Source organism: Dolichospermum sp. UHCC 0352, assembly GCF_009711925.1.
Lineage (GTDB): Bacteria > Cyanobacteriota > Cyanobacteriia > Cyanobacteriales > Nostocaceae > Dolichospermum > Dolichospermum lemmermannii.
On sequence record NZ_VIKY01000277.1, the window covers coordinates 21,938 to 45,988 of the forward strand.

The following is a 24,051-nucleotide window of genomic DNA, read 5'->3' on the forward strand; positions in this document are numbered from 1 at the left end:
TAATAGCTAAAGTCGGTTAAAACCGACTAAGTTGGGTTTTTATGTGATTCTTTTTTAATTTTTGAGTAATAATGGAAATTTTATTTTTAATTTAATTCATTTTTTTGGTAATATAATCTGAGTCCGTTTCAACGGACTTGAGCTTTGAGACAGGAATTTATTCCCTGGCTGAATTGGCTGGAATGGCTGGATAATTACACATTTATTGTTATTCTTTTAAAATTCATTATGGCTTTGTGGCGCTTGTATTATCATGTTGTCTGGGCTACGAAAAAACGTGAGCCTTTAATTACCAATGATGTAGAGGAAAAATTTTATGGTTATTTAATTGGGAAGGCGGATCATTTAGGGTGTATAATTCATGCTATTGGTGGAATTGAAGACCATATTCATTTTGTGGTTTCTATCCCTCCTAAATTGTCTATTGCTGAATTTGTGAAAACTTTAAAAGGTAGTAGTGCTTACCATTATAATCATACTTTAGGTAAAGCACAACAATTTGCTTGGCAGGAGGGATATGGTGTATTTTCTTTAGGAGGTAAACAATTACAAGAAGCTATTGATTATGTAGATAATCAAAAAATACATCATCAAAATAAAACCACAATTCCATTATTAGAACAAGAAACAGATTTAGATAAACCACCAGAAAATAAAACAAAACCTAAAATCCCAGAAATACCAGGAAATAAATTTCCTGACTAAAAGCTAAAATCCCTTAAAACGGATTAAACTCAAAAATAATTAGTCGGTTTTAACCGACTTTAGCTATAAGACGGGGAATTTATTCCCCGGCTAAATCAATGACTAAATAAATAGATAGCTACATTAAATCAAAAACCCTAATTAAAAATGCTAACCGACCCCAATTTAAAATCAAAAGTAGACCTCCTGTGGGATAAACTCTGGACAGGAGGCTTATCCAACCCAATGGATGCTATCGAACAATTCTCATTTCTCCTCTTCCTCAAACGCTTAGACGAAACTGAAGATTTAAACGAACGCCAAGCCAAACGCCGCAAAGAAGATTATCAGCCCAAAATACCCCTAGAAATGCGTTGGCGAAATTGGACACAGAAGAAAGCCGAGGATGCTTTAAATCATGTCAAAAATAAAGTTTTCCCCTGGTTGAAAGAAATGGGTAATTCTGACAACGAGGAAGAAAATGAGGAAGGAAATGAGCAAGAAACTAATGAAGATAAAAGTTCCTTTAGTGAGTATATGCAAACTGCGGAATTTAAAATTAATAAACCCAGTTTGTTAATTGAGGCTTGTAAATCAATTGATGAGATGAAAATCTCTGAACAAAATCAAGATGTTCAGGGTGATTTGTATGAGTATTTATTAAATAAATTAAGTATTGCTGGACGCAATGGCCAGTTTAGAACTCCCCGCCATATTATCCGCATGATGGTGGAAATGGTAGAACCTAAACCTACTGATAGAATTGGTGATTTAGCGGCGGGTACTTGTGGTTTTCCGGTGAATGCTTATCAGTATATTTTAGAAAAAAACACCAGTCCAGAAATATTATTTGATGAAAAAGGTAATAAACATTTAGTTGGTGATTTACTCACACTAGAACAACAGGAATTTCTGCAAACAGAGGCGTTTACAGCTTATGATAATGATTCGGGAATGACGATGTTACGCATCGGTTCAATGAATTTCATGCTGCATGGTATTGAACAGCCTCGGTTTTTTGCTAAAGATACTCTTTCTAAAAGGTTTGATGATGAAAATACCCTCGATTTAGTATTAATGAATCCACCTTTTAAGGGTGCGGTTGATGCAGCAGATGTACATCCAAAATTGGCAGGTTTAAGCAAAAAATCCGAGTTGTTATTTCTGCACTTGATTTTGCGGGTTTTAGATATGGGGGGGAGATGTGCGGTTATTGTCCCCGATGGGGTGCTGTTTGGTTCTAGTAAAGCGCACGTGGAGATTCGCAAAAAGATTATAGAAGAAAATCGCTTGGATGGGGTGGTTTCTATGCCTAGCGGGGTGTTTAAACCTTATGCGGGGGTGTCTACGGCGGTGCTGCTGTTTACTCGTGGGGGAACGACTGACCGCGTTTGGTTCTATGATATGGAGCATGATGGCTTTTCTCTCGATGATAAGCGTCAACCTGTGACAGAAAACGATATTCCTGATATTTTGGATTGTTGGAAAAATCGGTTTAATGCTGATGTTGCTAAACAAAATCAGGAACGTTTAGCGGATTTGAAAATGCAAATTGCACCTTTTAAAGCGGAACGTTTATTATTACATAAGGAAATTAACCGTTTAACTTTTGAAAATGCTGTTGCACCGGCTGATGATGAAGCAACTCGTCAGGCTTTGGAAACGGATAAACAAAAGTTGGCGTTATTACATGAAAAAATCTCACTGGTGCAAAATGAAATTAATCGCCTGAATCGTCAATTTTAGGTAACTAAGGCGCAGGTAAAGGGGAATAAATATGATTTATCTGCTAGTCGTTATCGTCAGGTGGAACAGGATGAGGTGTTTTATGATGTTCCCCAGGTGACGTTAGAAAGGTTGTTAAAATTGGAGGATGTTATGGGCGCTGAGGTGCGAGAATTGGAGATGTTGTTATAGATTTATGGGTTTATTCATTTTATCGGTTTTGTTGGGGAATAAATGCCAATCAATTCTAATAAATGTCAATCAATGCTAATCAATGTCAATCAATGCTAATCAATGCCAATAAATGCCAGGGAATAAATTCCCTGTCTTATAGCTGAAGTCGGTTGAAACCGACTGAATATAATTTGGATGTTGATTTGATTGTTTTGTTTTGGGGAATAATGGTAATTTTATTTGGCAATTAAACCCGATTTTTTGGTAATCTCATTTTAGTCCGTTTTAACGGACTTGAGCTTTTAGACAGGGAATTTATTCCCTGGCTTTATTGATGACAGATACTAACTCATGTGAGATTAGAGATTTAGATATTGTGTTAAATTTGAAAGATGAAATAATGGAATATTTCAACAAAAAAACAGATTATAAACAACCAAATTGGATTAAAACAACACTTGGTAAATGTTTCAGATTAATCAATGGTAGGGCATATTCTCAAGTTGAAATGCTCAATTCTGGTACTCCTATCATCAGAATTCAAAATCTTCATGGAAGTGAAAAATGGTACTACTCTGATCTTCAACTTCCTGAAGATCAATATTGTGATAAAGGAGATTTACTATGTGCTTGGTCAGCTACATTTGGTCCTTTTATATGGAATGGAACAAAATCTATATATCATTACCATATATGGAAAGTTGAACCAACACCAGCGATAGATAAAAAATTTGCTTACTATTTACTGACAAACATTACAACTTCAATTAAAGCAGCATCTCACGGTATCTCAATGCTGCATATGACAAAGGAGGGTATGGAAAAATGGGAAGTAGATATACCACCATTACCAGAACAAAAGCGAATTGCAGCAATATTGGAAAAATGCGATCGCCTACGTCGAACCCGTCGCTACTCCCTACAACTCAGCGAAACCTTTCTACAATCCGTCTTTCTGGAAATGTTCGGCGATCCTGTTACTAATCCGATGGGTTGGTTTATTAAAAATTTAGATGATGTTGCTGATATTGCTTCAGGAGTAACCAAAGGACAAAAGTTTAATGGTAAACAAACTGTTCAAGTTCCATATATGCGTGTTGCCAACGTACAGGATGGTTATCTTGATTTAACAGATATAAAATTAATTGAAGCTTTACCACAAGAAGTAGAACAATTAAAACTTCAAAAAGGTGATATTTTAATGACTGAAGGCGGTGATTATGATAAATTAGGTCGTGGTGCAATTTGGCATGGTCAAATTGAAAATTGCATACATCAAAATCATATATTTAGAGTAAGAACAAATAGGAAAATCATATTACCTGAGTTTTTTGCAAAATTACTTTTAACTCAATACACTAAATTATATTTTTTGCAATGTTCAAAGCAAACAACTAATTTAGCAACTATTAATATGACACAATTAAAAGCTTTACCTGTTCCACTCCCCCCTCTCCCACTCCAAGAAAAATTTGCCCAAATAGTCCAAAAACATGAACGCTTTCGCACCCAACAACGAGAAGCCGAACGCCAAGCAGAACATTTATTTCAAACGCTGCTATATCGCGCCTTTCGTGGAGAACTTACATCCTCAGACAGCAACGAACTAGACATATCCGCATTATCCGCAGAAAATCACCCACAACAGCCAAAACCAAAATCTACAGATAAACCGGAAAACCTTCCTATCCCAGCCACCCAGCCACAAATAAACGCACTACAACTAACCCTACCAGGCTTAGAATAGCCAGATTAGTTACCGTTCAAGTACATGAATCGTAATAGATATTGATGCAAAATTCATCTTTAAATATTAAACACTAAAATCATTACCATCTTGATTTACAACTAATCTTAAAATTGATAACCCTAAAATAATTAAAAATAGCACCAAACCAATGGTACAAGCATAGCTAATCTCTAAATTACCAAATGCTTGTTCATACAAATAATAAACAATAGTCTTAGAACTATTCAGCGGTCCGCCTTGGGTCATAATATAAACTTCTTCAAAAACTTTAGTTGCGGAAATTGCCGAAATTACAGCCACTAAAGCTAAATAGGGTTGCATCAATGGTAAGGTAATATCCCAATGTTTACGAACACTATCTGAACCATCAATAGCCGCAGCTTCATAAATATCAGCGGGAATGGCTTGTAATCCAGCTAAATAAATTACCATATAATAGCCTAAGCCCTTCCAAATCGTTACAGCCATAATACTAGCTAGGGAAATGGGGACAATTCCCAATATCTTATCAGGACTTGTTAACCAGGGAATTCCGTCGGTAAAAATCCCTAAAGTTTTGAGAATTTGATTCAGCAATCCGTTTTCTGCATATAACCATTTCCAAGCTATCCCAGCTACTACCATGGAAATGACAACTGGAGTATAATAAGCTGTTCTAAACCAATTCATTCCCCGCAGTTTTTGATTGACTAAAATTGCTAAAGCCAAGGGTAAAAATACTAAAATTGGCACAACACCAATTAGATAAATAAATGTATTTTGTAATGTTTGCCAAAAAACTGGATCTTTCGATAAACGCAGGAAATTTTTCCAGCCAATCCATTGAGGAGGATCTCCTATATTTTCATAGTTGGTAAAACTGAGATAAAAGGCTTGAACTGCTGGATAAAAAACAGTTAATGCTAAAATAATTAAGGCTGGTAATAAAAATAAATAAGGTGTTATTCTCTGTTGCATTAAAATCCATTGTTTTGATGTTAATTGAGACATATATTTGAGGATCAAGTTTTAGCAACTATAGTATCTTATTTCGGAGTCTAGATAAAGTTATTTTGATTAATACTTACGCCAAATTGAGAAAAGCCTTGATTTGGAGGTTGGATTGTTTACCTCAGTGTTACGTAGCAATGGCAAAGGTATTATTTTATCAGTATGATTTCAGAGTCGCACAAAAACTATTTAGCAAATATACTCAAAAATTAAATAGGGAATTAGTAAAATAATCCTTTTCCCTATTCTTCAATAAAATTACAATTCTGGTTTTGTATCTACTGTTTCATGCTGATTAATTTTCACCTGTTCTAATAAACGAGGCATCCAAGGTAAAGCCAGGAAAATTCCTGATAAAATTAGTAGAAATACAGAAAGTCCAAAAAGTTGGTCGCGGGAAATTTCTAATACACCACGTAAAATTACCTCTCGTAAAGCCGAAACAATCGTAATTTCTACCGCTGCACCTACAGAAATACTCCGTTCTTGCAGGTAATCAACTAACAACCGAAACAGTTCTACTAATATCAAAATAAACAAAATATCAGATGTTACTTGCCGTAGATCTAATGGACTTAAAAATGATAAAAACATATCTCCTAAGCGAATGAGCATTACACAAAACAAACTCACGCAAAGGGAGATAACAATAATATCCTGAAAAAGTTCTAAGTTACGAACAATTCTATCCCGTTTAAACAAATTATTGACTTCTATAATTATCCGCTGTGGCATAGTATTTTCTAGAACAGAAAGATAAATCTATTTTAATAATTAACCATTAAACTACTTTGAATAAAGTGAACAGAGAACAATAAGTAATTATCAATTCAAATCAAGGAGGAGATTAACTGTTTCTACCCCCCACTTTCAAACTTTAATTAATTCCTGGTTCTATTTTTTTACTGATGCTTCAGTAGCTGATTAACTTTAAGTTAGCCCCGCTGACCTAAGTAGATAGGATTTATCCATTATTAAGTATAAGATTTTATCTATGAATAATGCCCAATGGAAACGGGAATTGCCCACAATTAGGACTATGGAAAGATGCTGTTGGTCTTTTGACTGACGATGATTGTTGACAGTTTTAATTTTCTTAACTGAGGTATATGTTTTTTAATAAAAATTAATATTCAAGCTGTGCCACAATAAGAGAAAGGCATAAATACTCAATTTATTAAAGAGGGGCGTTATGGTATTGCTTACCGAGAAACTAGAAAAGCGTCTGACTATAAATACTGTAGAGATTAGTGAAGATACTACCGCAATTCGGTCTTTGGATTGGGACCGCGATCGCTTTGATATTGAATTTGGCTTACAAAATGGTACAACCTACAACTCTTTTCTGATTCGGGGGGAAAAAATCGCCCTGGTTGATACTTCCCATGAAAAGTTTCGCAAACTTTATTTTGATACTCTCACCGGTTTAATTAATCCCCAAGATATTGATTATTTAATTGTTAGTCACACTGAACCAGATCACAGCGGTTTAGTAAAAGACTTACTACAACTCGCTCCTCATCTAACTGTAGTTGCGTCAAAGGTGGCAATTCAGTTTTTGGAGGACATGGTACATCAACCATTTAACCGCAAAATTGTCAAAAATGGCGATCGCTTAGATTTAGGCAATGGCCATGAATTTGAATTTGTCATTGCTCCTAATTTACATTGGCCGGATACCATTTTCAGCTTTGACCACAAAACCCAAATTCTCTACACCTGCGATGCTTTCGGGTTACATTATTGCTCAGAAAGTACCTTTGATGACGATTTAGCAGCAATAGAAGCTGATTTTCAATATTACTACGAATGTTTGATGGGACCAAATGCCCGTTCCGTCCTGTCCGCTATGAAGCGCATGGCAGAATTGAAAACAATTCGCATGATTGCCACCGGACATGGACCCCTATTATATCACAATGTGGAAGAATTGACAGGCCGTTATCGCAGTTGGAGTCAAGGCCAAACCAAAGCCGAAACCCCAGTAGGAATATTTTACGTTTCCGAGTACGGTTTTGGCGATCGCATCGCCCAATCTATTGCTAACGGGATGACAAAAACTGGTGTCGCTGTAGAAATAGTAGATTTAGCCAGCGTCAACGAATTACAAGAACTGCGGGAACTGGTAGGACGTTGTACAGGCTTAGTTGTGGGAATGCCCCCAACTTCAGGCAATTCTAACATTCAAGCCGCCCTCAGCACCGTTTTAGGTTCTGCCAAAGAAAAACAAGCCATTGGCATTTTTGAAACTGGTGGAGGAGATGATGAACCCACCTATCCCCTATTAAATAAATTCCGGGCTTTAGGGTTACACTTATCTTTTCCCGTAATTGAAATTCGGGAAACACCCACAGCTAACACTTATAAAAAGTGTGAAGAAGCGGGGACAGACTTGGGACAATGGGTAACAAGAGACAAAAGCATCAAAGCCATGAAATCCCTGGCTGCTGATTTAGATAAAGCCTTGGGAAGAATTAGCGGTGGTTTATATATCATCACAGCCAAAAAAGCCGACGTATCCAGCGCCATGTTAGCTTCCTGGGTAAGTCAAGCCAGCTTCAAACCCTTGGGCTTTTCCATTGCCGTCGCCAAAGATCGAGCCATAGAATCACTCATGCAAGTAGGCGATCGCTTCGTTCTCAATGTACTCGAAGAAGGCAACTATCAACCATTAATGAAACACTTCTTAAAAAGATTTGCTCCCGGTGCAGATCGTTTTCAAGGTGTGAAAACCCAACCTGCTGAAAATGGCGCACCTATCCTCACAGATGCCCTAGCATACATAGAATGCGAAGTAGTTAGCCGCATGGATTGTGGTGATCATTGGGCAGTATACAGTACAGCTTACGCCGGTAGAGTATCCAATCCCGATGCCATGACAGCAGTACACCACCGCAAAGTCGGGAATCATTATTAAAAATAGGGAACAGGGAACAGGGAACAGGGAACAGGGAAAGAAAATTCCGTACAACGAACAACTGACAACTGACAAATGACCACTAAACCCCGTGACGTGCAAATATTGCCCATTGGTACAGATACTATCGTATTGCGATCGCGCAGTTGGTCCAGATTAAGATTTGAAATTGAATATGCTTTAGCTAGATTTCCAGGCACAATGAAAAAATAGCAAAGAGAAAGGTATATATGGAAATTGCACCGCATATTAGCGTAGATAGTGGTATCCACCACGGTACACCTGTTATTACCGAAACCCGCGTTCCTATTTCTATTATTATTGGCTCTCTTGCTGGTGGTATGAGCAAGGAAGAAGTCATGCAAGAATACGAACTCAGTAAAAATCAAGTTGAAGCTGCTCTCAGTTACGCTGCTGATCTAGTTAAATACACCCAAGTCACTGCATTGGGAGCGTAAATTTTGAACTTCCTCGTTGATGAAAATATGCCCCGTTCCCTCTAAAATTGGAAAATTAAAAATCTTAACCTTTGCGCCTTTGCTCCTTTGTGCCTTTGCGCGAAACATAATTCATACCAATCACCAATCACCAATGACCACTAAACCCCGTGACGTACAAATATTGCCCATTGGGACAGATACAATCGTATTGCGATCGCGCAGTTGGGCAAGACTAAGATTTGAAATTGAATATGCTTTAGCCAAGGGAACAACGGCTAATTCTTATCTCATCCAAGGCGATAAAAATGCCCTGCTTGACCCCCCTGGCGAAACTTTTACCGAAATCTACCTCCAAGCCTTACAACAGCGGTTTGATGTCAAAAAACTCGATTATGTGATTCTTGGTCACGTTAACCCCAACCGCGCTGCAACGTTAAAAGCATTACTGGAAATCGCCCCCCAAATTACCTTTGTTTGTTCTAACCCAGGGGCGATAAATTTACGCGCGGCTTTGGAAAAAGACGATTTACAAATTTTGGTCATGCGGGGAGAAGATACCCTAGATTTAGGAAAAGGACATCATTTACAATTTATTCCCACACCTAACCCCCGTTACGCTGACGAACTTTGTACATGGGACCGGCAAACAGAAATCTTGTTTTCTGATAAACTATTTGGAGCGCATATTTGCTCAGATCAAGTTTTTGATGAAGGTTGGGAAGTATTTAACGAAGACAGACGCTATTATTTTGACTGTTTAATGGCACCTCACGCCAGACAAATCGAAACAGCTTTAGAAAAATTAGCAGATTTGCCGGTGCGAATGTATGCTACTGGTCATGGTCCAATTGTCCGCTATGGTTTAATTGATATTACCAAAGGCTATCGGGAATGGACTAAACAGCAAACTTCCGCTGATATGACAGTGGCTTTGATTTATGCCTCAGCCTATGGCAATACTGCAACTTTAGCACAGGCGATCGCTCGCGGCATCACCAAAGCCGGTGTCAATGTCGAAGCCATTAACTGCGAATTTACCGAACCTGAAGAAATCAAAGCCGCAATTGAAAAATCCGCCGGTTTCGTCATAGGTTCTCCCACCTTAGGAGGACACGCACCCACACCCGTGCAAACAGCATTAGGAATTGTCCTTTCTACCGCAACTAACAATAAATTAGCCGGCGTATTTGGTTCTTTTGGCTGGAGTGGAGAAGCCGTTGATTTAATTGAAAGCAAACTCAAAGACGCAGGATACAGATTTGGATTTGACACCATTCGCGTTAAATTCAAACCCAATGAAGTTACCTTGCAAACCTGCGAAGAAGCGGGAACTGATTTCGCCCAAGCATTGAAACGCGCCGCGAAAAAATCAGTTGTCGCTAAACAACCTGCAAGTAATGTCGAACAAGCTGTAGGGCGGATTGTTGGTTCTATATGTGTGGTTACAGCAAGCCAAGGTGATGTTAAAACGGGAATGTTAGCATCTTGGGTAACACAAGCCAGTTTTAATCCTCCTGGTTTAACCATTGCGGTAGCTAAAGAACGAGCTATGGAATCCTTATCCTATACAAATAACAAATTTGTAGTCAATATTTTGGCGGAAGGGAAAGAAATTCGTAAGCAATTTATGAAAGTTTACGCCCCTGGACAAGATAGATTTGCCGGTTTGGACACTCAAGAAGCCAATAATGGCGGGATTATTCTCAATGGTGCTTTAGCGTATTTGGAATGTTCTGTCCAAAGTCGGATGGAATCTGGTGATCATTGGTTAGTTTATGCCACTGTTGATGATGGTAAAGTCTTAAATCAAGATGGTGTCACAGCGGTACATTATCGCAAATCGGCGAGTTATTATTAAACAGTAGGGTGGGCAATGCCCACCTAAATATTTTTTGATTTTCTTGTTTAGTTAAAATATAAGTCTGCCAGGCTTCGCCCCGCTTCGCTAACACGCAAAGGCGCAAAGGTAAGAGTTTTCCCTTGTCGCAGGCATCGCACTCTTGGAGTTTACCATTTACAAGCGATCGCATCCCTCTCCCCAAGCATCACATTTTTGGAGTTTGGACAAAGGTGACGTAAATGCGATATTTAAGAAAATAAAAAATATATCCCTCGTTCCCAGACTCCGGCTGGGAATGCCTACCAGGAGGCTCTGCCTCCAATCCCAGAATACAAGCCATTTTACCCCATTTTGTGCTGGTACTTGAGGCAGAGCCTCATCAACTGCATTCCTAGTCAGAGACTAGGAACGAGAACAATATTTTATATTTTGCGCTTGACAGATTATTATATTCTTGTTATATTGGTTTACATGATGCGTCAAATGTTTAAATAAAAAAAAGGGCAGACCCCCTATATAAGAGAAGTGCGCCCTTAGTAAGGTTAACTTTGATACAGAAGAACATACAATAGTAGTATCACCTACTTAAACGTACCTATTACTTATTGCGATTAATCCATCGCTCTAAGATATGCTCAATTGAACGGAACATTAAAACGCCTGAATTTGCAATTTCGGCAGTCTTGCTGGAGATAAAAGCCAGAGAAAGCAAAGCCAAAATAAGCAAAGCCAGAACAACACATAAAACGTAAGACATCTGATGTTGCTCCTTTTTATATTTAATTTCACCTCATTCAACATTATAGTTGTTTGGGGTGTTCAGTGTAAATATAGATATGAATTTACACTACTGAATAGTATAGCTTAAATTAATCAAAATTGAACAGGTAATTTTTTTATTCGATGTGCCAAATTATGATGCACTAAAATTTTTTCTAAACAAGATTTGTAGGTTGGGTTGAAGCATGAAACCCAACGCATTTGTTGGGTTGCGCTGTCGCTTAACCTAACCTACAGAAAATGGACAAGGTATTGATAGTGAAATTGACATTTCTTTTTTGCAGCCGTTATGTATCAAACAGACCCACCGCGTTCTGCTCAGGAATTCCTACCGACAATGTATGATTTACCTAGCGAAGATCCAGAGGAAGCCGGTTTGCCAGACGAATTTCATCTTTTACAACCGCAGTTATTACGGGAAACTTTTTGTCCTTCAAAATTCCCGGAAAATCAGGTATTTATCGCCACAGACTTAAATCTTTACTACGATGTTCATCATCCATTATGGTATAAACGCCCTGACTGGTTTGCGGTAGTTGATGTCCCTAGGTTGTATGCACAAAAAGAACTACGGCTTAGTTATGTGGTTTGGCAAGAAGGCGTTAATCCTTTTGTAGTGGTAGAATTTATTTCACCAGGAACAGAAAAAGAAGATTTAGGGAGAACCTTACGAGATGCTAGTCAACCTCCAACTAAATGGGAAGTTTACGAACGAGTTTTAAGAGTACCCTATTATCTAGTTTTTGACCGTTACACTGACCAGTTAAGAGCATTTCAGTTACAGGGAAGTAGTTATGCTGAATTGGAAATCAATCAACTGCGTGTATGGCTAAATGATATTGAACTAGGTTTGGGACTGTGGCAAGGTGTCTATCAAGGCATTGAACGGCAGTGGTTACGCTGGTATGATGCTTCAGGTAACTGGGTTCTCACACCGGCAGAACGGGAAAGAAAACAAGGGGAGCGAGAAAGAAGACGTGCAGAAAGATTAGCAGCACAATTACGCGCTCTTGGTGTTGAACCTGATTTTGGTGATGATGAAGAAGGCTAATTGATAGATAATGGTTTGCGTTTGGGTTGGTTAATTAACCCCCAAAATCAACAAGTGGAAATCTACCGACTAGGAAAACCTGTAGAAATTGTCCAACTTCCGGCTGTACTTTCTGGAGAAGAGGTTTTACGATCAAAAAAATTACCCACCCCGCGAAGGGAATAGGTAATTTTTTCAGCATTGAATAACTAAAAGATCTTAGCTAAATTCAGCTTAATAGCGACCGCCGCCGCCGCCACGGTTACCACCGCCGCCGCCGTAGCCACCGCGACTACCACCACCACCAGGACCTCTATCTTCCTTGGGTTTGGCCTTGTTCACTTTCAGAAGACGACCCATCCATTCAGCACCATCAAGGGCATCAATAGCGGCCTGTTCTTCAGCTTCAGTACCCATTTCCACAAAACCGAAGCCGCGCAAGCGGCCTGTCTCACGGTCAGTAGGAAGTTGAACACGTTTTACAGCACCATAGTCTGCAAAAACAGCACTGAGAGCATCTTGTGTAACTTCGTAAGAGAGGTTACCCACGTAAATTGACATAGAATATTTCCAAAATCATAAGAATGTAGAGATTTAGATTTCGGAGAAAAGTCTGTAAATACCAAAAGGGAAAGCCTGTCAATACTAACCACAAACATTACCGCCGAATTAATTCCCACTTTCTAATGATTACACAAAAAATGATAATTGTGGAAAGAAGTTAAAAAAATGTTGTAAAAAGTCATATTTGTTGTTTATGAGCAGTCAATATTGGAAATTCCCCCCTAGTTCTCGCACTTCAGCCGCAATAATTCAATTTATATCCACTTTTGGAAGCATTAACTAATTCTTAGTTGTTCATTGACAGAAAAAATAATGCTTTGCCGGGTAATACATTTACTACCAATTAGTTTAAGTTTGATTCGGTTAAGCTAAATATCCATCTTGTGGCTGAGGATAATCAGCATTTTCTGAGTTAGCATTCATTAACGGTAGTCTAAAGGTGAAAGTAGCTCCCTGTCCCAGACCAGAACTATCAGCTTGAATAGTGCCACCATGCAGTTCTGCTAAATTACGGGCAATTGCCAACCCCAACCCCAAGCCACCGAATTCTCTAGTAGTTGAGCTATCTTCTTGACGAAAGTAATCAAATATGTATGGTAAAAATTCTGGGCTGATTCCTTTACCTGTGTCACTGACTGTAATTTGAGCATCAAAGCCAACGCACTCTAGCCTCACTTCTATTTGCCCACCATGAGGTGTAAATTTGACAGCGTTGGACAACAAATTCCACACGATTTGTTGCAATCGGACTGGATCACCAGCAACTAGACCAATATTTGCTGCAATAATAGTTTGAATCTGAATTTTTTTAGTTTTGGGTGCTAAAAACAGTGTTTCTGAAACTGCTGAAATTATAGTAGCAAGATTAACTGAAGAGACTTTCATTGTCCCTTTACCCTGAAAAATCCGGGACATATCGAGCAAATCATTAATTAAGTAAACCTGTAATTTGGCATTACGCTCAATAATACTTAGAGCTTCATCCGTTTCTTCTGGCTTTAATTTACCTTTTTTGAGTAAACTAGCCCAACCGAGTATAGAGTTCAGTGGTGTCCGCAATTCGTGGGATACAACCGCCAAAAATTCATCTTTGATCTGGTTAGCAGCTTCTACTTGTTTGCGAGCAGCTTGTTCTTGTTTTAATATATCATTCCGCTCTTTAATTGCAGCTTGCTGTTTAGTGATGTCATGGGAGCAGCCAACTATATGAGTAATGTTGCCATGGTTGTCCCGGATGACCGAAAGCCGCAAGTTGATATAAACAATATCTCCTGATTTCGCACGACAGGCAGCCACCTCTACCTCATGACGACCCTTTGCCAATAGGGTTGACATTATGTTTGTTTGGAGTTCAACTGGATCTAGGTAGAGAATGCTCACACTCTGCCCAATCATTTCCGCTGCTGTATACCCATAATAGTTCTCTGCACCGAGATTCCAACTTTGAATAATGCCATTGATATCAGTAGTAATGACAGCATCGTGAATTTCTTCGAGGATCTGGGCTTGAAATTTTAAAGTGGCTTCTGCTTGCTTGCATTTAGCTTCATTAAGCTTTGCTTCAGTAATATCCCGTCCCTCTGAAATCAGCATAACTACTTCACCGGCATTATTTCTTAGGGGTCCGATGGAGAAATCTATGGTGAGGATTTGATTATCTATTCCCTGTACTTCTACTTGGGAGGAAATAAAGTCACCTTGGGCAGCACGAGCGATCGCGTGCTTTAACTGATCCTGAGTTGCCTGGGAAATTTGCCAACCATAAACTTCCCAAATGGGACGGTTGATCAAATCTGCCATTTGCAACCCAGTAAATTCCAAAGATGCTTGGTTGAGTTCCAATACCATCCCTTCTAGGTCAAGTAGCCCTGTAAATTGAAATCTTTGGTTGAAGATAGCGCGATATTTACTTTCACTAACTGCTAGTTCCTCAGTCAGTTTCTGTACCTTTTTCTCTAAAGAGGCATTGAGTTTTTGCAAATCTTGATATAATTCTGCTTGCTGGAGGGGAATATAAAGGGCTTGCATATTCTTCATCATGCGGGTTTTCTCTAATACCTCATGAATGGCGCGGCACAACCCTTGGGGAGTGATTTTATCCTTAACAATGTAGTCCTGAACACCGTTCTTCATTGCTTGCACAGCAATCTTTTCGTCTCCTGTTCCTGTTAAAATAGTCACTGGAATATGTGGACTACTGAGTTGTAGCTGCAACTGGTTGAGAAATTCCAACCCATTCATATCTTGCAGTTGATGGTCTAGAAGAATTAAATCTGGCTGGCTTTCCGCTAGTTTGGTTAATCCTTCTAATCCTGATTTAGCCTCAGTTATCTCATATGTAGCCAACGTATCCTGACTTAAAAAGCGGCTATATAATACCCTATCTACTGGGGAATCTTCTAAAAACAGGATTTGGTAATGGGCTTGAGCCATAGTTTTTCTTTTCAGTGCTTTTTTGATTCATTTTGCAGTCACGAAGTAAGAGTAGCATTGAACCCAAAATTCGCGCTAGGTAAAATTTTACCAAAATATTAACTCATACTATGCACTCATATATATATATATATATATATGAGTGAAAGCATTAAAGACACAGGTTTAAACAAGTATTGTGTGTGCAGTAACTGAAAATTATCGGAAATTTATCTACCAATAAGTTAAACATCAATCGCCAAAACGCGTACCAAAAAACCCCACTTATCTGCTGCTTCTTCAATAATTTTTGCTGTCGGTTTACCTGCACCATGTCCTGCTTTTATTTCAATTCTAATTAATACGGGTGCATTACCATTATGGGCTGCTTGTAAAGCCGCAGCAAATTTAAAACTATGGGCAGGAACAACACGATCATCATGATCTGCGGTAATAATTAAAGTTGGCGGATAAGCTGTTCCCATCTTCAAATTATGCAAAGGTGAATAAGCATACAAATTTGTAAATTCTGCCGCATTTTCTGAAGAACCATATTCAGCTACCCAAGCCCAACCAATAGTAAATTTATGGAAACGCAACATATCCATAACACCCACTGCGGGTAAGGCTGCACCAAACAAATCAGGGCGTTGAGTCATACAAGCACCCACCAATAAACCGCCGTTACTACCTCCACCAATTGCTAGTTTTGCAGGTTTAGTGTAATTATTAGCAATTAACCATTCAGCAGCAGTAATAAAATCATCAAAAACGTTTTGTTTTTTCTCTTTCATTCCTGCTTGATGCCATTCTTCCCCATATTCACCACCACCCCGCAAATTAGGAACAGCATACACTCCCCCCATTTCTAGCCATATTAATAAACTCACAGAAAAACTTGGTGTTAATGAGATATTAAAACCACCATATCCATAGAGATAAGTGGGATTATTGCCATCTAATTTAATTCCTTTTTTCTGGGTAATAAACATTGGCACTTTTGTACCATCTTTACTTTCATAAAAAACCTGTTTTGTCTCATATTCATCAGCATTGAAATCTACTTTTGGCTGCCGGAAAATTTCACTTTTACCCGTTTTCATGTCGTAACGGTAAATAGTTCCGGGAGTAGTAAAGCTGGTGAAACTATAAAATGTTTCTGGATCATGGCGTTTACCACCAAATCCACTTGCTGAACCAATTCCGGGTAATTCTACTTCTCGAATAAAATTCCCTTTGAGATCAAATATCTTGATTTGGCTATGGGCATCTTGCAGATAATCAGCGACAAATTGATTATTCAGAATACCAACACTTTCTAATGTTTCTACAGCTTGAGGAATAATTTCCTGACAATTTTCTGAAGTTGGTTTTTTAGTATCAATGGCAATAACTCTGCCTTTTGGGGCATTTAAATCTGTGCGAAAGTAGAAAATATGATCATCATTATTAATAAAGCTATAATCGGCTGCAAATTGGTTAATTAGTTCGATAATTTCAGAATTTAGATTTGTTAAATCTTGATAAAAAACTAAGTTTTTGGAGTCAGTTCCTAGCCAGATTGAAATTATCAAATATTTGCCATCTTCGGTGACGTTACCACCAAAACCCCATTCTTTTTCATCAGAACGATGATAAATTAAAATATCTTCTGATTGCTGTGTACCAAGTTTGTGATAATATAATTTTTGGTAATAATTTACATCTTCTAATTTGGTTTTTTCATTTGGTTCATCATAACGACTGTAGAAAAAACCTTGATGATCATGAGTCCAAGCAGCACCAGAAAATTTAATCCATTGTAAATGATCTTGTAGATCTTCACCTGTGGCAATATCTCTCACTTTCCATTCTTGCCAATCTGAACCAGAACTAGATAAACCATAAGCTAAAAGTTGACCATTTTCACTGATAGCAATTCCTGAAAGGGCAACTGTACCATCTTCTGAAAGTTGATTAGGGTCAAGTAATACTCTTGGTTCTGATTCTAAGGTTGGGAGAGTGTAGAGAACACTTTGATTTTGCAGTCCATCATTTTTGAAGTAAAAGTAATTTTCACCTTCTTTAAAGGGAGTTCCATATTTTTCATAATCCCAAAGTTTGGTGAGACGCTGTTTAATTTTTGCCCTAGCAGGAATTTCATTTAAGTAGCTAAAGGTAACTTGATTTTGGGCTTCTACCCAAGCCTTTGTTTCTTCCGTATCCGGGTCTTCTAAGGCGCGGTAAGGGTCTGCAACCGCAGTTCCGTGATAATTATCTATTTGATCACTTTTGCTAATGGTGGGATAGGTCAGGGGTTGTTTAGAGTTAGACATAGATTCAGGATAGATGGACTGTTATCTCTATCCTATAGCAATCAATTACCAGATTCAGATCCCCGACTTCTTAGAGAAGTCGGGGATCTTTAAAGATTAAGTAACGTTTTCCTTTATTCCATTTCATTAAACGTATCTTTAAGTACAGAACGCGCTGCTAAATGATTACGAGTAGAAGTGAGAATTTCCGCTTCTCGTTCTAAACGAGCAACTGTATCCTGTATTTCTAATAATGCTTGCTGTTCGGGAGCGACACCATAGAGATTACTAGCTATCCAATAAGATAGTTCTGTGGGTAAATCTGGTAAATCATTTGGTAGTTCAATCTCTTGTTCTGTTAACTTGGCAGAAAGACGCACAACATCCCGCAACAGTTGTTCTACCTCAGATGCTAAAGGACGTAAATCTTTAGCTGGGGGTTGATCTTCAATCCATTCTACCAAACCGACGCGATAGGGCTTTTCGCGGACATATTCTAAAACCCGAAATCTTTGCTGTCCTAAAGCTAATAGCTTGATTCTGTCATCAGGTAGCCGTTGATAATGCAGAATTTCCGCACAACAACCCACATTAGCAATTGTCCCCTTTGTGGGATCAATCATCAATACCCCAAATCGGCGATCGCTCTCCAAAATCGTATTCATCATGATTCTGTAGCGAAATTCAAAGATATGTAGAGGTAATGGTCTGGTCGGAAATAGAACCACTTCTGGTAATGGGAATAGAGGTAGTTCACGCACTGCGATTTTAGAAGAAGATGTCATTGTTAGTATTGTTAGTTAAGTATAAATTGTAGTCTTAAAATATTATATTCTTGCCTACTTTCTCTGTACTTTATTCATATTTTATCATGATGTTTTATAGCTAATAAAAAGCCCTGAGATAAATTTTCTCAGAGCTAATTGTCAGTTGTTCGTTGTCAGTGGTCAGTTGTTCGTTGTCAGTTGTTCGTTGTTTTTCCTTCACTACTGACAACTGACAACTGTACGGGCGAAGCATTTGGAGAACTATTTTTGGCAATGACCGATAATTTATCTTCCAAATGCTTCGCCCCTACTGACCACTGACAAATGACAAATTTACAATTTGACTTCAATATCTACACCAGAAGGTAAATCTAGCTTCATGAGTGCATCAATAGTTTTAGAAGAAGGCTGGTAAATGTCAATAATCCGGCGATGGGTGCGGGTTTCAAAGTGTTCGCGGGAGTCTTTATCTACGTGAGGCGATCGCAGTACGCAATATATCTTGCGTTTTGTGGGTAAAGGAATTGGTCCGATAGCTGTAGCGTTGGTACGGTTAGCTGTTTCAACAATCTTCTCGCAAGATGTATCTAATAAACGGCGGTCAAATGCCTTTAAACGAATTCTAATCTTCTGCTGCTGTAGAGTTGCCATTTTTAGTTTTCCAGGTTCGGTAAATTTTAGACTTTAGATTTTAGATTTTTAGATGTTAAATTTCATCGCAAATCTGAAATTTAAAATTGTTTATGGGAATAGAAAGGAGCAGAGATTATATAATTCATCTCTACTCCTTTTGAATAAGAGCAAAAAGGTGAGTGTTATTTCAAGATTTTAGCGACAACGCCAGCACCGATAGTCCGTCCACCTTCACGAATAGCGAAGCGCATACCTTGTTCAATAGCGATCGCATTGATCAATACTACTGTTACCTTGATGTTATCGCCAGGCATAACCATTTCCACATCTGTACCTTCCCTATCGGTAAAGGCTTGGATTGTTCCAGTTACATCAGTTGTCCGCACATAGAACTGAGGGCGATAACCTGCGAAAAATGGTGTTTTCCGACCACCTTCTTTCTCTGTTAAAACGTAAACTTCGCCTTCAAACTCAGTGTGAGGTTTAATTGTACCAGGTTTGGCAATTACCATACCCCGCTCAATGTCTTCTTTTTTGAGACCACGCAGTAGTACACCAGCGTTATCTCCAGCCATACCTTGATCAAGGCTCTTCTTGAACATTTCGATCCCAGTGACTGCGGTAGTCTTGGTATCTCTGATGCCGACTAGCTCAACTGTATCGCCAACCTTAACGATACCGCGTTCGATCCGTCCAGTAGCCACAGTCCCACGACCTGTGATGGTGAACACATCTTCCACAGCCATCAAGAATGGTTTATCCACATCCCTTTCAGGAGTAGGAATAGAAGCATCTACAGCATCCATCAACTCATAGATTTTGTCTACCCACTCATTTTCACCGCGTTGAGTTTTGGGATTAGCAATCATTGCTTCCAGAGCTTTCAGACCCGAACCCTTGATAATGGGAATATCATCACCGGGGAAATCATAAGCGGTCAGCAATTCCCGCAGTTCCATTTCTACCAATTCCATCAACTCTTCATCGTCCATCATGTCTTGTTTGTTCAAGAACACGACAAGACTAGGAACACCGACTTGTTTTGCCAAGAGGATGTGTTCACGGGTTTGGGGCATGGGACCATCCGTAGCTGCAACTACGAGGATGCCTCCATCCATTTGTGCCGCACCAGTGATCATGTTTTTCACATAGTCAGCGTGTCCAGGACAATCTACGTGAGCATAGTGACGGCTGCCTGTCTCATACTCAACGTGAGCGGTATTGATTGTAATACCCCGAGCTTTTTCTTCAGGTGCATTATCAATTTGGTCGTAACCTTTACCCACCGCTTGACCATTAGCGGCCAAGGTCATGGTAATAGCTGCTGTTAAAGTAGTTTTGCCATGGTCAACGTGACCAACAGTACCGATATTAACGTGAGGTTTAGTTCTTTCAAACTTTGCGCGTGCCATGAATAATCGTTTCCTTTTTTAATTAAGCGTTCCCTTTACTTTTTGAGATGATTCCCTCAGCTACGCTGCGAGGCACCTCTTCGTAGGTACTAAATTCCATCGTAAAGATACCCCGACCTTGGGTTTTCGACCGGATATCAGTGGCATAACCAAACATGGTTGCCAGTGGAACTTTCGATACCACCTTTGCCAGTCCTTGTTCAGTGCTTTGGCTTTCAATCTGTCCTCTGCGGGAGATTAAGTCACCAATCACGTTACCGATGTAGTCTTCAGGTACTTCTACTTCAACTTTCATGATCGGCTCTAAGATCACCGGAGAGGCTTTTGATGCCGCTTCTTTCATTGCCATAGAACCGGCAATTTTGAAAGCCATTTCTGAAGAGTCTACGTCGTGATAAGAACCATGTATCAAGGTAGCTTTGACATCAATGAGTGGATATCCGGCTAAAATACCAGATTCACAACATTCTTTCATGCCCTGTTCCGCAGGTCCTACGTACTCTTTGGGAACAATCCCACCGACAATTTTAGAAACAAATACAAAACCTGTGCCTGGTTCACCTGGTTCTAAGTTGATCACTACGTGACCGTACTGACCCTTACCACCACTTTGGCGAATAAATTTACCATCAATTTTTTCGACGGCTTTGCGGATGGTTTCGCGGTAAGCCACTTGGGGCGCACCAACGTTTGCTTCTACTTTAAATTCCCGTAACATCCGATCTACAAGAATTTCTAGGTGCAATTCTCCCATGCCCGCAATCACGGTTTGGTTGGTTTCTGGATCAACACGCACACGGAAGGTGGGGTCTTCTTCACTCAAAGATTGCAGCGCTTTGGAAAGCTTATCCATGTCGTTCTTGGTTTTGGGTTCAACCGCTACCGAGATCACAGGTTCAGGAATAAATAGGGATTCCAGAATTACTGGGAAACCTTCATCACAAAGGGTATCACCTGTCAAAGTATCTTTCAATCCCAAAGCAGCACCCAAGTCACCCGCCCGTAGTTCATCTACGTCTTGTCGGTCATCTGCTTTCATCAGCACTAACCGAGAGATCCGTTCTTTTTTATTCTTGCTGACGTTAAGAACGTAACTACCTTTCTTCAGCACACCAGAATAAACACGAACGAAGGTGAGGCGACCGTAAGGATCAGCCATAATCTTAAATGCCAACGCTGATAATGGTTCGTTATCATCAGCATGACGTTCTACGGGATCACCGTTGAGCAGTGTGCCTTGAATTGGTGGCACTTCCAGTGGTGATGGTAGATAATCTATCACCGCATCCAACATCAATTGCACGCCTTTGTTCTTAAAGGCTGAACCGCAAAGCACTGGGACTATTGTTCCAGCAATTGTTCCTTTGCGGAGGGCAGTACAGATTTCTGCTTCTGTCAGTTCTTCGCCCTCGAAGTACTTATTCATCAGCACATCACTAGTTTCTGATACTGCTTCTACCAACTTGATGCGGTATTCGGCGGCTTTTTCGGCTAGTCCAGCGGGAATTTCTACTGTTTGGATATCAGTTCCTTGGTCGTTTGTGTACATATATGCACACATTTTCACCAAGTCAATAATCCCCTTAAATTCAGTTTCACTACCGATAGGCAGTTGAATAGCGATCGCATTAGCTCGCAAGCGATCGACCATTTGGTCATGCACTCTATAGAAGTTCGCACCGGTGCGATCCATCTTGTTAATAAAGGCAATGCGAGGGACTTTATAGCGGTCTGCTTGTCGCCATACTGTTTCTGATTGGGGTTGAACACCACCTACGGAACAAAATACAGCGATTACACCATCTAATACTCGCATGGAACGCTCAACTTCAATGGTGAAGTCCACGTGACCGGGAGTATCAATAATGTTAATTTGATGATCATTCCAACTGGTACTAATGGCAGCAGCAGTGATGGTAATTCCCCGCTCCCGTTCTTGTTCCATCCAGTCTGTAACGGCTGTTCCTTCGTGAACTTCGCCAATTTTATGAATGATCCCAGAGTAAAATAATATTCTCTCTGTTGTCGTTGTTTTGCCCGCATCTATATGCGCCGCAATACCGATATTGCGTACTTTCTCTAGCGGGTTCGTGCGTGCCACAGTTACCTCCTAAGGTTGTCGCCTCATGATATCTTGTATATTACTCTTTGTTAAGATTCTATACTTTTACGGAAAACCGTCTTTTTTTGTTAGCCTAGCTAGGCAGTTGCCTTTTTGGGCATTAGCTATAAATTCTACGATATACCGCACACGAGAAGACGATATATCGTTTTTCTAGTTAGTAACGATAATGTGCAAACGCTTTGTTCGCTTCCGCCATCCGATGTGTTTCTTCGCGCTTACGAATAGCACTACCAGTTTCATTCGCTGCATCCATTAATTCATTAGCCAATCTTCCGGCCATGGTTCTACCTGGACGTTGGCGAGAATACTGAACTAACCACCGCAATGCTAGAGTAGTACCGCGATCTGTACGCACTTCCATTGGTACTTGGTAAGTTGCTCCACCAACGCGGCGAGCTTTAACTTCTACCAATGGTGTCGCATTACGCACCGCTTTTTCAAAAGTTTCTAATGGACTTCCACCAGTACGTTCTTCAATAGTTTTCAAAGCGTCATAAACTATTCTTGCGGCAATTGATTTTTTGCCATGACGCATGATCCGGCGCATCATCATGCTGATAAGGCGACTATTATACACTGAGTCAGGCGGGACTGTGCGCCTTTGACTAACACCACGACGAGACATACTTCATCCTTGAATACGGAATTTGACCACGAAATTATATGCTATCAGAACACAGGAGACTAAAAGCGGTTTAATTAGCCGCTGATTTTTCCTGTGTTTTCCTTTATGGCTTGAGCCATGCTATCGCTATCAGTTGAGAGGAGGCTGAATTAATTCACTTATTATCTGCTACCAGACACAGAAGACGACAACGTAATCAGCTTTAAAATTTAGATTAAAGTGCTGTTATCGTTTACAAGATTATCTTCTCCAAACTCATACAACTTGTTTTTATGCCAGATCCAGTTTGATTTTCTGAAAAAAAATTCGTTACTGCTGGTTTATTACGCAGTTTGCAGGTAGGACGATTAACCGTATTTAACGCGATTAACCGCCGCTTACCTATTTTTTACCTGCTTTTGGGAGCTTAGTTCCATATTTGGAACGGCCTTGTTTGCGGTCTTTAACTCCGGCTGTATCTAATGTGCCACGAATAATGTGGTATCTAACTCCGGGCAAGTCTTTGACCCGACCACCACGAATCATAACTACGGAGTGTTCTTGTAAGTTATGACCGATACCTGGGATGTAAGCTGTTACTTCAAATCCAGAGGTAAGTCTTACCCTGGCTACCTTGCGGAGTGCTGAGTTAGGCTTTTTAGGTGTAGTTGTGTATACTCTGGTGCAAACGCCTCGCCGTTGCGGGCATTGCTTCAGAGCAGGGGACTTGGTTTTTTGACGCGCTAGTTCGCGCTCACTACGTATTAGCTGCTGTATTGTTGGCATGAGTTACAGCGCGTGAAGCTGCTTTATGATCTAAGTTTTAACAAATCCTGATTATATCTTTTTTTTTGATTTTCTGTCAATCATTTTTGGGAGGGAACAGGGAAGTTGGGGGAGTAGAGGAAGT

The 24,051-nt window shown here is 39.6% G+C and carries 21 protein-coding genes and 1 pseudogene; 9 read left to right on the forward strand and 13 right to left on the reverse strand.

Going from position 1 to position 24,051, the window contains the following annotated elements; translation table 11 throughout:
- Positions 1–228 precede the first annotated feature (228 nt).
- From tnpA to FJR06_RS19830, 3 genes are all read left to right on the forward strand, one after another.
- Positions 229–705 carry an IS200/IS605-like element ISAsp20 family transposase gene (tnpA, locus tag FJR06_RS19820; RefSeq protein WP_168652116.1) on the forward strand — a complete coding sequence of 159 codons (477 nt, stop codon included), beginning with the start codon at positions 229–231 and terminating at the stop codon, positions 703–705.
- Positions 706–852: 147 nt separating this feature from the next.
- On the forward strand, positions 853–2,430 hold the full coding sequence (locus FJR06_RS19825; RefSeq protein WP_254434460.1) for a class I SAM-dependent DNA methyltransferase: 1,578 nt from the start codon (positions 853–855) through the stop codon (positions 2,428–2,430).
- Between the two features lie 553 nt (positions 2,431–2,983).
- Positions 2,984–4,330, forward strand: coding sequence for a restriction endonuclease subunit S (locus tag FJR06_RS19830; protein WP_168652117.1), 1,347 nt, complete (start codon positions 2,984–2,986; stop codon positions 4,328–4,330).
- Positions 4,331–4,396: 66 nt separating this feature from the next.
- Here the strand turns inward: FJR06_RS19830 and FJR06_RS19835 are convergent, their stop codons facing one another.
- A complete protein-coding gene (locus FJR06_RS19835) occupies positions 4,397–5,323 on the reverse strand; it encodes a carbohydrate ABC transporter permease (RefSeq protein ID WP_041457484.1) in 927 nt (308 codons plus the stop codon).
- 258 nt (positions 5,324–5,581) lie between these two features.
- Positions 5,582–6,058 carry a phosphate-starvation-inducible PsiE family protein gene (locus tag FJR06_RS19840; RefSeq protein WP_015078089.1) on the reverse strand — a complete coding sequence of 159 codons (477 nt, stop codon included), beginning with the start codon at positions 6,056–6,058 and terminating at the stop codon, positions 5,582–5,584.
- Positions 6,059–6,515: 457 nt separating this feature from the next.
- Between FJR06_RS19840 and FJR06_RS19845 the strand changes: the two genes are divergently transcribed.
- From FJR06_RS19845 to FJR06_RS19860, 4 genes are all read left to right on the forward strand, one after another.
- Positions 6,516–8,240 (forward strand): diflavin flavoprotein, encoded by a 1,725-nt coding sequence (locus FJR06_RS19845; protein WP_168652109.1) that lies wholly within the window; start codon positions 6,516–6,518, stop codon positions 8,238–8,240.
- Positions 8,241–8,315: 75 nt separating this feature from the next.
- A complete protein-coding gene (locus FJR06_RS19850) occupies positions 8,316–8,453 on the forward strand; it encodes a hypothetical protein (protein ID WP_158310490.1) in 138 nt (45 codons plus the stop codon).
- Between the two features lie 17 nt (positions 8,454–8,470).
- Positions 8,471–8,698, forward strand: coding sequence for a DUF433 domain-containing protein (locus FJR06_RS19855; protein ID WP_015078091.1), 228 nt, complete (start codon positions 8,471–8,473; stop codon positions 8,696–8,698).
- Positions 8,699–8,831: 133 nt separating this feature from the next.
- Positions 8,832–10,538: a diflavin flavoprotein gene (locus FJR06_RS19860; RefSeq protein ID WP_168652110.1), complete on the forward strand. Its 1,707-nt coding sequence runs from the start codon at positions 8,832–8,834 to the stop codon at positions 10,536–10,538.
- Positions 10,539–11,118: 580 nt separating this feature from the next.
- Here the strand turns inward: FJR06_RS19860 and FJR06_RS19865 are convergent.
- Positions 11,119–11,277: a hypothetical protein gene (locus tag FJR06_RS19865; protein ID WP_015078093.1), complete on the reverse strand. Its 159-nt coding sequence runs from the start codon at positions 11,275–11,277 to the stop codon at positions 11,119–11,121.
- Between the two features lie 312 nt (positions 11,278–11,589).
- On the opposite strand from FJR06_RS19865, the gene FJR06_RS19870 reads away from it, so the two are divergent.
- Together FJR06_RS19870 and FJR06_RS19875 are read left to right on the forward strand one after the other, a co-directional pair.
- Complete coding sequence (locus FJR06_RS19870; RefSeq protein ID WP_015078094.1) at positions 11,590–12,351, forward strand: Uma2 family endonuclease; 762 nt, start codon at positions 11,590–11,592, stop codon at positions 12,349–12,351.
- Positions 12,352–12,354: 3 nt separating this feature from the next.
- Positions 12,355–12,516: pseudogene (locus FJR06_RS19875) on the forward strand (Uma2 family endonuclease); the annotation flags it as partial.
- Positions 12,517–12,564: 48 nt separating this feature from the next.
- Here the strand turns inward: FJR06_RS19875 and FJR06_RS19880 are convergent.
- From FJR06_RS19880 to rpsL, 10 genes are all read right to left on the reverse strand, one after another.
- A complete protein-coding gene (locus FJR06_RS19880) occupies positions 12,565–12,891 on the reverse strand; it encodes an RNA-binding protein (protein ID WP_168631805.1) in 327 nt (108 codons plus the stop codon).
- A 366-nt stretch (positions 12,892–13,257) separates the two neighbouring features.
- Positions 13,258–15,327: an ATP-binding protein gene (locus tag FJR06_RS19885; protein ID WP_168652111.1), complete on the reverse strand. Its 2,070-nt coding sequence runs from the start codon at positions 15,325–15,327 to the stop codon at positions 13,258–13,260.
- Positions 15,328–15,551: 224 nt separating this feature from the next.
- Entirely contained in the window at positions 15,552–17,621 is a 2,070-nt protein-coding gene (locus FJR06_RS19890; RefSeq protein WP_168652112.1) for a prolyl oligopeptidase family protein, read from the reverse strand.
- A gap of 113 nt (positions 17,622–17,734) precedes the next feature.
- The gene (locus FJR06_RS19895; RefSeq protein ID WP_015078098.1) at positions 17,735–18,385 is read right to left on the reverse strand and encodes an LON peptidase substrate-binding domain-containing protein; all 651 of its coding nucleotides are present in this window, start codon (positions 18,383–18,385) and stop codon (positions 17,735–17,737) included.
- Between the two features lie 176 nt (positions 18,386–18,561).
- On the reverse strand, positions 18,562–18,717 hold the full coding sequence (locus FJR06_RS19900) for a hypothetical protein (protein WP_168652113.1): 156 nt from the start codon (positions 18,715–18,717) through the stop codon (positions 18,562–18,564).
- Positions 18,701–19,018 (reverse strand): 30S ribosomal protein S10, encoded by a 318-nt coding sequence (gene rpsJ, locus FJR06_RS19905; protein ID WP_015078100.1) that lies wholly within the window; start codon positions 19,016–19,018, stop codon positions 18,701–18,703. The genes FJR06_RS19900 and rpsJ overlap by 17 nt, the downstream gene beginning before the upstream one ends.
- Positions 19,019–19,182: 164 nt before the next feature.
- Positions 19,183–20,412 (reverse strand): elongation factor Tu, encoded by a 1,230-nt coding sequence (gene tuf / locus FJR06_RS19910; RefSeq protein ID WP_168652114.1) that lies wholly within the window; start codon positions 20,410–20,412, stop codon positions 19,183–19,185.
- 22 nt (positions 20,413–20,434) lie between these two features.
- Positions 20,435–22,513 carry an elongation factor G gene (gene fusA, locus FJR06_RS19915; protein WP_168652115.1) on the reverse strand — a complete coding sequence of 693 codons (2,079 nt, stop codon included), beginning with the start codon at positions 22,511–22,513 and terminating at the stop codon, positions 20,435–20,437.
- A gap of 178 nt (positions 22,514–22,691) precedes the next feature.
- On the reverse strand, positions 22,692–23,162 hold the full coding sequence (gene rpsG / locus FJR06_RS19920) for a 30S ribosomal protein S7 (RefSeq protein ID WP_015078103.1): 471 nt from the start codon (positions 23,160–23,162) through the stop codon (positions 22,692–22,694).
- 381 nt (positions 23,163–23,543) lie between these two features.
- Complete coding sequence (rpsL, locus tag FJR06_RS19925) at positions 23,544–23,927, reverse strand: 30S ribosomal protein S12 (protein WP_015078104.1); 384 nt, start codon at positions 23,925–23,927, stop codon at positions 23,544–23,546.
- Positions 23,928–24,051 lie beyond the last annotated feature (124 nt).